This is a genomic window from Paenibacillus sp. BK720 (genome assembly GCF_011761545.1).
Taxonomy (GTDB): Bacteria; Bacillota; Bacilli; order Paenibacillales; family Paenibacillaceae; genus Pristimantibacillus.
Map to the genome: position 1 here is coordinate 1 of NZ_JAASRQ010000010.1, position 12,332 is coordinate 12,332.

The 12,332-nt window shown below is 52.1% G+C and carries 12 protein-coding genes; all 12 read right to left on the reverse strand.

Annotated elements, in window-relative coordinates; genetic code table 11:
- Positions 1 to 161: 161 nt before the first annotated feature.
- A complete protein-coding gene (locus tag FHT67_RS27705; protein WP_208403642.1) occupies positions 162 to 608 on the reverse strand; it encodes a GtrA family protein in 447 nt (148 codons plus the stop codon).
- The gene (locus FHT67_RS27710; protein WP_167202007.1) at positions 598 to 1,581 is read right to left on the reverse strand and encodes a glycosyltransferase; all 984 of its coding nucleotides are present in this window, start codon (positions 1,579 to 1,581) and stop codon (positions 598 to 600) included. Before FHT67_RS27710 ends, FHT67_RS27705 begins: the two co-directional genes overlap by 11 nt.
- A gap of 22 nt (positions 1,582 to 1,603) precedes the next feature.
- On the reverse strand, positions 1,604 to 5,029 hold the full coding sequence (locus FHT67_RS27715; protein WP_243867532.1) for a glycosyltransferase family 39 protein: 3,426 nt from the start codon (positions 5,027 to 5,029) through the stop codon (positions 1,604 to 1,606).
- Between the two features lie 235 nt (positions 5,030 to 5,264).
- On the reverse strand, positions 5,265 to 6,791 hold the full coding sequence (gene lysS, locus FHT67_RS27720; protein ID WP_208403644.1) for a lysine--tRNA ligase: 1,527 nt from the start codon (positions 6,789 to 6,791) through the stop codon (positions 5,265 to 5,267).
- A gap of 183 nt (positions 6,792 to 6,974) precedes the next feature.
- Entirely contained in the window at positions 6,975 to 7,451 is a 477-nt protein-coding gene (gene greA / locus FHT67_RS27725) for a transcription elongation factor GreA (protein WP_132312886.1), read from the reverse strand.
- Positions 7,452 to 7,711: 260 nt separating this feature from the next.
- Positions 7,712 to 8,728 (reverse strand): tRNA dihydrouridine synthase DusB, encoded by a 1,017-nt coding sequence (gene dusB, locus FHT67_RS27730; protein ID WP_132312888.1) that lies wholly within the window; start codon positions 8,726 to 8,728, stop codon positions 7,712 to 7,714.
- Between the two features lie 83 nt (positions 8,729 to 8,811).
- Positions 8,812 to 9,021: a helix-turn-helix domain-containing protein gene (locus FHT67_RS27735; protein ID WP_012772083.1), complete on the reverse strand. Its 210-nt coding sequence runs from the start codon at positions 9,019 to 9,021 to the stop codon at positions 8,812 to 8,814.
- Positions 8,973 to 9,524 carry a 2-amino-4-hydroxy-6-hydroxymethyldihydropteridine diphosphokinase gene (gene folK, locus FHT67_RS27740; protein WP_132312890.1) on the reverse strand — a complete coding sequence of 184 codons (552 nt, stop codon included), beginning with the start codon at positions 9,522 to 9,524 and terminating at the stop codon, positions 8,973 to 8,975. The genes FHT67_RS27735 and folK overlap by 49 nt, the downstream gene beginning before the upstream one ends.
- Positions 9,502 to 9,888: a dihydroneopterin aldolase gene (gene folB, locus FHT67_RS27745; RefSeq protein ID WP_132312892.1), complete on the reverse strand. Its 387-nt coding sequence runs from the start codon at positions 9,886 to 9,888 to the stop codon at positions 9,502 to 9,504. Before folB ends, folK begins: the two co-directional genes overlap by 23 nt.
- A gap of 96 nt (positions 9,889 to 9,984) precedes the next feature.
- Positions 9,985 to 10,872: a dihydropteroate synthase gene (folP, locus tag FHT67_RS27750; protein WP_167202008.1), complete on the reverse strand. Its 888-nt coding sequence runs from the start codon at positions 10,870 to 10,872 to the stop codon at positions 9,985 to 9,987.
- A complete protein-coding gene (gene pabC, locus FHT67_RS27755; protein ID WP_132312896.1) occupies positions 10,869 to 11,750 on the reverse strand; it encodes an aminodeoxychorismate lyase in 882 nt (293 codons plus the stop codon). The genes folP and pabC overlap by 4 nt, the downstream gene beginning before the upstream one ends.
- Positions 11,747 to 12,328 (reverse strand): aminodeoxychorismate/anthranilate synthase component II, encoded by a 582-nt coding sequence (gene pabA, locus FHT67_RS27760; protein ID WP_132312898.1) that lies wholly within the window; start codon positions 12,326 to 12,328, stop codon positions 11,747 to 11,749. Before pabA ends, pabC begins: the two co-directional genes overlap by 4 nt.
- Between the last annotated feature and the right edge of the window lie 4 nt (positions 12,329 to 12,332).

The window sequence follows — 12,332 nt, forward strand, 5'->3', positions numbered from 1 at the left end:
TCTAACGGGGCAGTTTCGCTCGTTGTTCAGTTTTCAAAGAACAATTTGTTTTTCGTTCATCACCGTATTTCTCAGCGGCGACAAGAGATAATATATCATGAACGCCTATTGGATTGCAAGCATTTTTTTAAAGTTTTATTTGAGACTAGCTAACTCGCGTTTTAAGACTCCTTGAATACCCACCACTTGCTGCCCGCGAAGTTAAGCACAACGGTTACTACCGTTGCTAGCAGCTTGGCCGTTAACGGACCTAATCCCGCTGTTTCCGTCAACTCATAGAGGAGCAGCATAGACACTCCCAGTACGGCTGCGTTCAGCAGAATAAAGCGTACGGCTCTTCCGCTTCCCGCTTTGACTGCTCCCTCTTTTTTTGAAGCCCCTTTAAAGGTAATGAGAGAATTGAGCGCATAGCTGTTCGCCATGCCGGCACTATAAGAGATAACCTGCGCGGGAAGGACGTACAGTCCCGCCCACACCAGTATGCTATAGACAATAAAGTCTACGAGGGTGTTGAGCAAACCGACCATATTAAATAAGACGAATTGCTTTAACGCGCCAAGCTTTTGTTTTTTAGGGCTAATTTGCTGCCGAGGCTGCTCAATGGACATATTCGCGATCCTTCTCCTCCTTCTCCTCTTGCTCCTTCTCTTCGCCGAACCCTCTTGCTTCTCTTACGATATATAGAGGACGGTTCTTGGATTCGTCATAGATTCGGCCAATGTATTCGCCGATGAGTCCAAGCAGCATCAGAATAATACCGTTAAACAATAGGTTAATGGCGACAATGGTTGTCCATCCCGCTACCGTGCTTGAGGTAAAGAGACGCTGGCACAGTACGACCAATAAGTAAACGAAGCTTGTTGCCGACAGGGTAAAGCCGATATAGCTGGCGATTTTGAGCGGCTTATAAGAGAAGGAGGTGATGCCGTCCACCGCAAAATTAATCATTTTTTTGAGCGGATACTTGGTTTCGCCCGCAAATCGCTCCTCGCGTACATACTCCACCATCGTCTGGCGGAAGCCTACCCAGCTGACAAGACCACGCACGAAACGGTTCTTCTCCTTCAACCCGCGCAGTACATCGCAAACTTTACGGTCGATCAGGCGGAAATCGCCGGTGTCCATCGGAATATCGAAATTCGTCAAGCTCCGCATCGTGCGGTAGAACATCATCGCCGTCAGCTTCTTGAAGACCGTTTCGCCTTTGCGCTTCAGCCGCTTGCCGTAGACAACCTCGTAGCCTTCCTTCCACTTGGCGATCATATCGAGCATCACTTCCGGCGGATCCTGAAGATCCGCATCTATAATGATAATGGCTTCGCCTTGCGCGAAATCCATACCGGCGGTAATGGCAATCTGATGGCCAAAATTGCGCGAAAAATTGACAAGACGGACATTGCCGTCCTCCTGACAGATGACACCCACGATCTCGACCGTACGGTCTTTGCTGCCATCGTTAACGAATATAAGCTCGTAAGGCTCTCCGTAACCGTCCATCACTTCTTTCAGCTTCGCATACGTATGGCGAATCACTTCTTCTTCGTTATACATCGGCACTATAATGCTGTATCTCGCCTTCACGCCCGTCTACCCCTTCCGTTCGTCAGCTGTAAAAGACCCATGAGTCAAAATGTCTTAAAGCAATCATCACATATTCCTTGCTTACTTCCATACCGGAAATGACCGGATAATACATTATAAACAGAACGACCGCTATGCCGGCATAGACCCATCGAATCCATTTTTTATTGTCGCGGCCTTCTTCGATACGGGTAAATATATAAACGATAGCCAGAATCATGAATGGCACCATTGCAAAATAATGATACAAGAACGTCAGCCGCGGCACGAGCATCCATGGCAGGTATTGCGATAAGTAAGCGATCCATAGCACGTACATTCTCTTATCCTTGCGCTTCACGCTTATATACAAAGCAGCGATTACGGCGAAGATCCCCGTCCACCAAATCAACGGATTGCCAAACGCCGATATGGAGGAGACCTGTCCCGGCTCCAGGTTCTTGCCGTTGTAGTACCACACCGGTCGCTTCATGAACGGCCACTCCCACCACTGGGACGAATACGGATGAGTAGCGACAAGCTTGCTGTGGTAATCGTACATATGCTCCTGGTACTCGATAAGCCGTTCCGCGGTATACGTATCTCCCTTAACGTGGAGAACGGGAATATAAGACAAGCAATAGATAACTAGCGGGATCGCGACGAAAAAGACTAGACAGCTTGCAAGAGTCAGTACCGTGTTGCGTATAAACCCGCGGGAAGCCTTTTGATAAGCTTCGTTATCTTCATAAGGATAGCCTTCTTCCCCGTCCGCCAAAACGCGTTTAGCCGCTGCATGCTCCCGGTAACGTTCAATCAGGACAAGCGCCAGCATAACCGCCAGTCCTGCGCCGCCATAGATGACAATCCACTTGGAAGCAACCCCGATTCCGAACATCAGCCCGGCCCAGAATAATGGTACTAACGTTTTACGCAGCGGAGAGCGGTAGAAGCTCATTTCCCTGTATTTATTCATGAAGTAGAACATCAGCATAATGAAAAAGACGCCGTATACGTCAATGGTTGCAATCCGCGTCTGCGTGAAATGCATAAAGTCTGCCGCAAACAGGATGGCTGCGGTTGCCGCGAAGCCCGTTTTCCGGAACAACTGCAAGGCAAACAGATATATAATGGGCAGCATTGCAATGCCAAACAGCGTCCCTACGATCCGCCAGCCAAACGGGCTAAGCCCGAATACTTTTATCCCTACCGCTATGAGCAGCTTGCCGAGCGGCGGATGCGTATTCTCGTAAGCCTTCATGCCATGAAGATTCTCGTAAGCGGTGCGGGCATGGTAAATCTCGTCAAAATAAGAGCTGTTCAAATAGTTCGGTTTATACACGGCATCCTGCTGCTCATCAAACAACCGGCTGCCCGCAAGAGCCGCGTCCTCCCGCACCTCGCTTGCATCTCCAAGATCAACAACACGCTCGATTGGGATCGGCTTGTCGCTGCCCTCCGGATAGAAAGCAACCTCCTGCATGGAGAAGCCCCACTGGGTTACCGTCAGCTTTGCATACCTGACCGTCTGGTTGACCGGGTTAACCGTCCACTTCAGGTCGTCGCCAACCTTCTGCTCGATCTCAACGGGATTGCTCCATTGATCCGGCGTGCTGCCGCTGAATTCCCATTTGTATTTGCCAACGCCAACCCCATTAAAACTGTTGATCCGGCCAATTTGAACCTGCTTGCCAAAATCCACGTAAAAGCTCTGGCCATCCCGTTCAGCCTTCCAACCGCTGTCGAAGCTAACCGTGGAGCCCAGATTTACAAGCGCGATAACGGCATAAATCCCCGTGATGGCGGACATCCACAGCCAATCCCTGCGCTGCAGCCTGCGAGCCGGCTGTTCCTGCGCCCTTACGCTCTGAAGCAGCCGATCCTCGGACAAGGCTAGCTCGTCTTTCGTCAAAGCGGGAACCGGCTGCAGGCGACCCTTGATATATCTATCATAGCCAATATAAATCATGTACAAATACAAGCCGATATTAACAAGCGAAGTCACGATCATAATGCCGTTCGAAGAAGGCAGGAACGTGTTCTCCTGACTGAAGGCCAGGACATAGCCGACATTAATAAAATGGGTGATGCTAAAGCCAAGCAGCAGCTGCAGAATCCGGCGGTCCTTCGCCTCTATGTAAGCGAAGATCATCAGAAGGAGTGCCGGGAACATGTAGCGCTCGTGCATTTTGGCAGCAAACATAAAAACCGTAACGATTAGAATCAAAGCCATATAGAAGGAGCCCGTCAGGTCCTTTTGCTGCTTGCGGAAGGCAAAGAAGAGGACCGAAACCACCGTCGCAAGGACGATTCCGATGTTCCCCCAGGAGGAGTACTCCAGACCAAGCCAATGCGCATCCAGCTTCGCCCAGTTGCCGCCGGTTAAAGCATAGAGATTAAACGCGTTCAACGTGGCGTACGGATAAGAAGACAGGGTTGATTTATAAAGATGATAGAGCGCGGACAATCCGCCGTTCTTCCAAATAAACGGTGCGGCAAGCAGCAGGAACGCAACAGCCCCGTAGCCGACACCCGCGGCAACACGCTTCCAGTGCCTGAGGTTGTAACCGTAAGCGAGCAGCATAACCGGCGTAAAAATCAGCGCCTGCGGTTTCACAAGCACGGCCAGCGCAAACCAGACCGACCCACGCTCCAGCTTGCCGTCCGTAATGGCTCGAATACCCAACACCAGAATCAGTGCGAAAAAGGAATCCACCTGCCCCCATCCGGCGGAATTGATCCAGACGGCAGGGTTCCAGACGAAAATCATCGCCAGGCCGAAGGCAGCCCGGTGATCGAGTTTTTTTACGGCCGTGCGATAAATGAGATAACCGGTAATAAGATCCGTGAAAATAGCCGGAAGCTTGTAAAACACTATCGCTGCATCGCTGGTAGACCCGATGCCGAACCACGATTGCAGCGCCCCCATGACATAAAGCACATAAATATAGCCGGGCGGATAATCGGCAAAGAGGCCTTCCTGATAGAAGTTGCCGAGGCCGTCCTTGAAGGCATGATTCGCCCAATAAATAAACGTATTAATATCATTCGTATAGCCGGGATTCGTGGCTGCTATATAGAAACGGAAAGCGAATGCCGCTAAAAGCGCAATCCACAGTCCGTTCAGGGATGATTTGTCGCCGGCAGCTAGAGGCTTGCCGCTCGCCGCGAATTCCCGGGCACGCAGCCATCTGCTGTACAGGTATGCGAATAAGGCGCCAAACAAAGCCGATATCGATAATACCGAAAAGGCCGATATTTTCTTCGGGTCTATTTTTTCCTGATTTTGAGGTGTCGCCGAGGCGGTCTGTTCCGACTGCAGAGTAATGACAGGCGAGAAAGCTTCTGTCGCAATATTGCCTAAGGCGTTAGTTTCCGCGCCGGGACTCCCCTCAGCTGAAACATAACCGTTCATGGCAGGCAAAAGACCAACAACGAGAACAAATAATAAACAAATGATTGCACGCAAGCCACTCTTCCACATTTTCCGCGGTTCACCTCAAACGTTAAGTTTCTCGAGCTTGTTTTTCCTGTAAAATACATTCTCACTTTCCCTATCAAAAGTCAATGTGTACTCCTATCCAAGTGAAAACGGTTTCGCCCTCCATAGGAGAGGCAGCTTGCATTTCGCGAATGAAATCGAAGCACGGTATAAAAAAACACCGCCCGGACCTGTTAGTCCAAGCGGTGCTGTCGTTAGCCTCTTATTCGCCCGCACGCTCGCGCATATGCGGGAACAGCAGTACGTCACGGATGGAAGGCGCATCGGTAAGCAGCATAACAAGGCGGTCAACGCCAATGCCAAGTCCGCCGGTAGGCGGCATGCCGTACTCGAGGGCGCGGATGAAGTCGTCATCCATCTCATGCGCTTCGTCATTGCCTTGTTCCTTCTCGACGAGCTGAGCTTCAAAGCGCTGACGCTGGTCAATTGGATCGTTCAGCTCGGTGAACGCGTTCGCATGCTCGCGCGCTACGATAAACAGCTCGAAGCGGTCCGTAAAGCGCGGGTCTGCCGGGTTCTTTTTCGCCAGCGGCGAGATCGCAACCGGATGTCCCGTAACGAATGTCGGCTGAATCAAAGTATGCTCGCAATGCGTTTCGAAGAATGCATTCAAAATATGGCCAAACGTCATATGAGGCTCAACCGGTACTTTATGCTCCTTCGCCAGGGCATGAGCCTCCTCGTCGCTCATCTCTACGCTGAAGTCAACGCCGGTAACCTCTTTAACCAGGTCTACCATGGAAACACGGCGCCACTGCGGCGTCAGATCGATCTCTTGGCCTTGGTAAGAAATTTTCATCGTGCCTAGAACCTCTTGCGCGATATGGGCAATAAGGTTCTCCGTCAGCGCCATGATGTCCTTGTAATCGGCATATGCCTCGTACAGCTCGATCATGGTAAACTCCGGATTATGGCGCGTCGAGATGCCTTCGTTCCGGTAAACGCGGCCGATCTCGTATACCTTCTCCAGACCGCCTACGATAAGGCGTTTCAAGTGAAGTTCAATCGCGATACGCATGTACAGCTGCATATCAAGCGCATTGTGGTGAGTGATGAACGGACGAGCCGCAGCACCGCCGGCAATGGAATGCAGCGTTGGCGTTTCCACTTCGAGATAGCCCTTCGAATCAAGGTAACGGCGCATCGATTGAATAATGCGGGAACGCGTAATGAACGTTTGCTGTACGTCAGGGTTCACGATCAGATCGACGTAACGCTGGCGGTAGCGCAGCTCTACGTCCTTCAAGCCGTGATATTTATCGGGCAGCGGAAGCAAAGACTTCGTCAACACTTCCACTTCGTAAGCTTTTACCGATACTTCGCCGGTGTTTGTCTTGAACACGACGCCCGTGATGCCAACGATATCGCCGATATCAAGCAGTTCAAAAGCCGCGTATTTGTTCGCTTCAACCGTATCCTTACGGACGTAGATCTGGATTTTGCCGGAAAGATCCTGAATATGCGCAAAAGAAGCTTTGCCCATGCCGCGCTTTTGCATAATGCGGCCCGCAATGCTTACCTTGATTGCTTTCTCTTCCAGCTCTTCCTTGCTGAGTTCTTCATAAGCGGACACAATGTCTTTCGCATTGTGCGTACGCTCGAATTTGACGCCGAACGGGTCAACGCCAAGGGCTCTCAGCTCGTCCAATTTGTCCCTGCGGATTTGCAGAAGTTCGCTTAGTTCTTGTTCTTGTTCCACTCCCGTGTTTTGCTGATCCACTTTATTCATCTCCTAAATGAAAGGCACTGCTCAAGCGTAAACGGCTGCGCCGTCCCGGGGAGGGGCAGCAGACGCTTCGCGAGTGAAATATAAGCACAGTATAGAGAAAACCTATACTTTCTTATATTTAACGTTCAAAAAGCTTCCGATAAGGAAGCTTTCGAAAAATATGCGCAAATGGCAGTGCAGACCTTATTTTTTAATATCGACGATTTTATATTGAATGATGCCGGCAGGCACGCTAACGTCCACGACAGTACCTTTCTTCTTGCCCAGTATCGCTTTGCCTACGGGGCTCTCATTCGAGATTTTATTGTGAAGAGGGTCGGACTCGGCTGTTCCTACGATTGCATATTCCATTGTATCACCGAATTCCAAATCTTCCACCGTTACGACCGATCCAATACTTACCGTATCGGTATCAATCTCATCATTATTAATAATCCGCGCGTTGCGGAGCATTTTCTCAAGCGTAATGATACGGCCTTCGATGAAAGCCTGTTCATTCTTGGCATCCTCATATTCCGAGTTCTCGCTGATGTCGCCGTAGCCAATGGCCACCTTAATACGTTCCGCTACTTCACGACGCTTGACCGACTTGAGGTTTTCCAGTTCCTCTTCAAGTTTCTTTAACCCGTCCTGAGTCAGAATGATTTCCTTATCGCTCATCTTCCGATTCTCCTGTCGTGTGACATATTATTCATACGGCGTATGAATTCACTGTATTTAATATATTGCATTCCCCGTTCCTCATGCCAAGTTGCGGGGCAGCCAGCGCGGAAACGACGATGTCGTTGATGTATATTGCAAGATTATATTTCAAAGACACCCCGAATGTCAATCAAAGCCAAATTTGTGGTGTAACCGCTTTATCGGAAAGAGACTTAAGAGGATTATCGGTTTGCAGACCGATAATCCTCTTCGCTCTCTTAATGTGCTTTGTTAGAGCTTCCGGCCATGCCGGCAAGAGCTTCCTCATCCAAAGAAGCGATGTACTGCTCCATAATTTCGACAAGCTTGTCGCGTCCTGTCTCTTCCATAATGACATCTTTCACGCGTGCCGCGCCCGGAAGCCCTTTGAGGTACCAGGCCATATGCTTGCGCATTTCGCGTACGGCTGTCGCTTCGCCTCTCAAGGCTATAAGACGGTCCATGTGCAAAATCGCAACTTCCAGCTTCTCGCGCGGAAGCGGATCCGGCAGCAGCTCGCCCGTTTCCAGGTATTGAATCGTCCGGTACAGCATCCAAGGGTTGCCGAGCGCTCCGCGTCCGATCATAACCCCGTCGCAGCCGGTATGGTCTAGCAGCCGGCGGGCGTCCTCCGGCGAGAAGACATCGCCATTGCCGATGACCGGAATGGAGACGGCTTGCTTCACGTCGCGGATAATATCCCAGTTCGCTTTGCCGGTGTATTGCTGCTCGCGGGTGCGGCCATGAACGCTGACCGCTTTGCCGCCCGCGCTTTCGACAGCCTTCGCGTTGTCTACCGCGTAAATATGCTCGTCGTCCCAGCCGATCCGCATCTTTACGGTTACCGGCTTGCTGACTGCGGCGGTTACCGCCGACACCATCTCGTAAATTTTGTTGGGATCAAGCAGCCAGCGCGCACCAGCGTCGCAATTTGTAACCTTTGGCACCGGGCACCCCATATTGATATCAATAATATCGGCATTGGTCTGCTGGTCCACGACCTTGGCCGCTTCGACGAGCGACTCGCGGTCGCCGCCGAAAATTTGCAGGCTAAGCGGTTTTTCGCGCTCGTCTACAAACAGCATTTCCATCGTACGCTTATTGCCGTGCAGGATCGCTTTATCGCTGACCATCTCCGCGCATACGAGGCCGGTTCCGAATTCTTTGGCAATCAGACGGAAAGCAGGGTTGCAGACACCGGCCATCGGCGCGAGCACGACTTTATTTTTCATCTCGATGTCTCCGATTTTCAACATGCTGCTTTTGTTCCTCCTCTTAAACCGATTGACCGCCTTATTGACGACGTAATGAAGTTCTATCGCGTCATATGAAAGGTACGTTATGATTCCGTATCCATTAGTTCTTCATAGCTGATGCCAAGCGTATTCGCTATATTCATCATAAGCCGGGCATCGGGCTTGCGGGTTCCCCGCTCCAGCGATCCAAGGACCGCAACCGATACGCCTAATACCTTTGCCAGCTCCTGCTGGGTGTAGCCCTTCAGCTTCCGGAATGCCCGGACCCGCTGAGCCAATTGGTGATTTTCCATAACGTGATGCCTTCCTTTCCATCCTGAAGCGCCGCTGCCGCAGAAGCCGAAACAAGGTCCTGCAGAGGATGCGACGGATCGATGACATCCGCAAGCGGAACAAGCACGAAAGCCCGCTCCATCATACGGGGGTGAGGAAGCGTCAGCTCCTCGCCATCCATCGCAACATCTCCATATAACAGCAGATCTAGATCTATGGTGCGCGGTCCCCAGCGTATATCTCTTACTCGTCCAAGAAGCTGTTCGACCTTGAATAACACGTGAAGAAGCTCAATAGGCGAAAGAGTAGTCAGAACGGCCATCGCCATATTCAGAAAAGCCGGCTGATCCGTATACCCGACAGGGGCAGTCTCGTAAATACCGGATATCCCTAAAACTTGAACGCCTGGCTGTTGCCGGAGGTGTTCCACCGCCTGCCGAAGCAGTCCCTCGCGATCGTTAAGATTGGAGCCTAGAGCAATGTACGCCTGCGTCGCGATGTTAGGCACGGACAACACGCCCATTCCCGTCCCGCTTGCGGCGGAGCTCAATCGTAACCCCGTCAAAATGGATCTCGAACGGCGGATTTGGCTTCGTTACGCGAACCGTCACTTCATTTATCATAGTATAAGCTTCCAAAACCCGCGTTGCAATGCCGCCGGCCAAAGCTTCGATTAATTTGTAAGGCTCTCCCTGCACGACGGATTTGACCTGCTCGTACAGCTCGGCATAGTTGACCGTTGCATCCAAATCATCGGTTTCCGCCGCTTTCTCCAGGTCCAGCTTCAGGTCAAGATCAACGATAAACTTCTGTCCCAGCCTGTTCTCCTCCGGAAAAACGCCGTGATAACCGTAAAATTGCATGCCCCTCATGATCATGCTGTCCATGCTTTTAGCTTCCCCGCTTTCTAGGTAGAGTGGCTCAAGCGTAAACGACTGCGGTCCTTAGAGGGGCAGCAGACGTTTCGCCAATCAAACAGTAACTTATACTTTCTTAGAATTGTACATAATCGCGTCGGTCATCATCGCAGTCCGCTTATTCGCGCGCACATCATGCACCCGCACGATTTGGCAGCCTTGGGCAATGCCAAGCGCCGTAGTAGCCGCCGTGCCTTCCGCAAGATCGTCCACCGGCAGGTTGAGCGTCTGCCGGATAAACCGTTTGCGCGAGGTGCCAAGCAGCACCGGGTAACCAAGCGCGGTCAGTTCCGACAACCGGCCCATAAATTCGAGGTTGTCGTCATGGTCCTTGGCGAAGCCAAGACCCGGGTCGAGCCAGATCCGGCTCGCTTCAACGCCAGCCTGAAGAGCAATAGCCACGCTCGCCCGCAGGTCGGCGAGCACATCCGGGACGAGGTCGCCGTAGTCCCGGGCAGGGCGGTTGTGGCTGATAATAACCGGACAGCCGTATTCGGCCGCCACGGCCGCCATAAAGGGGTCATGCTTCAGACCCCAGATGTCGTTGATGATATGCGCGCCCGCTTCAAGCGCCTGGCGCGCCGTCTCGGCCTTGTACGTGTCGATGGAGATAGGCACGCGTGGCGCCGCTTCGCGTACGGCCCGGATAACGGGCAGCAGACGGCGGAGCTCTTCTTCCACGCTGACCGGCTCAAAGCCGGGGCGGGTCGATTCCGCGCCGATATCGATAATGTCCACGCCTTCTTCGACCATTGCGGCTGCGCGGGCAGCAGCTGCCTCCGCATGGTTATACCGGCCGCCATCCGAGAAAGAATCCGGCGTGGCGTTCAGAATGCCCATAATCAGCGTCCGCTTCCCAAGCTCCAGCTTCATTCCGCCGTCAAGCTCATAGCTTCTATTCCAAAAGGTCGGCTTATAACCTCTAAGTTCCTGTCCCTGTTCTTGTTCGCTCATCGTTGTTGTTCCTCCGTATCTTCGCGGTAGGCGAGCAGCAGCTCCCGCAGAACGGGTCCTGCCGTTCCGGAACCAACCACCGTACTGCCGCCGTGATGATCGGTTACTCGCGTTACCGGTACAAGCTCCTGTATAGAAGTCGTCAGCCACACTTCATTCGCGGCAAGAAGCTCCTCAAACAAATAATGCCCCTCCCTCACGGCATAGCCAAGCCCGCGTGCCAGTTCGATAACCCGCTGTCTGGTAATCCCCGGCAAAATACCGATATCTGTCGAAGGAGTATAAATCGTATCCTCCTGCACGAAAAACACGTTGCTGACGATGCCTTCCGCGAGGAGTCCCTCGTGGCTCAGCATAAGTCCCTCCGCCGAAGGCGAAGCATCGCTTGCCAGCAATTCCCGCTTTGCAATTATATTGTTCATATAATGGAGCGATTTTAATCGAATGGTACCTTCCGGGGTATTTCTTGCCGTATTAAGCAGCCGCAATTCCTTGCCTTCACTGTACAGGCTTTCGCTATGGGGCGGAAGCGCCTTAACGAGCATAAACTCCGTAGGCTGCTCGTAATCCCCCGGCGGAAGTCCCAGTTCCCCGGTTCCCGCCGTAACGGTCAGACGGATGTAACCTTCCGCAAGCCCGTTCTCTCTCAACAGAGCGTCTATCATCCCCCGGACCGCATCCGGATCCGGCTTGTAACGGATACCGATCGCTTCGCAGCCCTCCGCCAGGCGCTTCATATGCCGCTCCAGCAAATACGGCTTGCCGCCGTACGTGCGGAACGTCTCAAATAACCCCATACCGTACAAAAAGCCGTGATCGTATACCGAGATCACAGCTTCGCCAGATTCCATTACCGCTCCGTTCAGCCCGATCTTCATCGCGCCGCGCCCGTTCGGATTTTCAAGAAATTGCGCAGCATGTCATGACCGTGCTGCGTGATGATCGATTCGGGATGGAACTGTACGCCTTCAATCGGATATTCCTTATGGCGCAGCCCCATAATTTCGCCTTCGGCCGTTTCCGCGGTGATCTCCAGGCAATCCGGAAGCGTTTCGCGCTTCACGATAAGAGAGTGGTAGCGAGTAGCCGTATACGGCGATGGGATCCCTTCAAAAATCGTTTTGCCGTCATGCAGAATTTCGGATGTCTTGCCGTGCATGAGCTTTTCCGCGCGCACTACATCGCCGCCAAAGGCTTGTCCGATCGACTGGTGACCAAGACACACGCCAAAGATCGGAATAACGCCTTTGAAATGCTCGATGACTGACAGGCTAATCCCCGCTTCGTTCGGAGAGCAAGGCCCTGGCGAGATCAGGATATGGTCGGGCTTCAGCGCCTCAATGCCCGCAAGATCAATCTCGTCATTCCGTTTCACGACAACCTCTTCGCCCAGTTCACCCAAATATTGCACCAAGTTGTACGTAAACGAATCATAATTATCAATTACTAGAATCATCGCT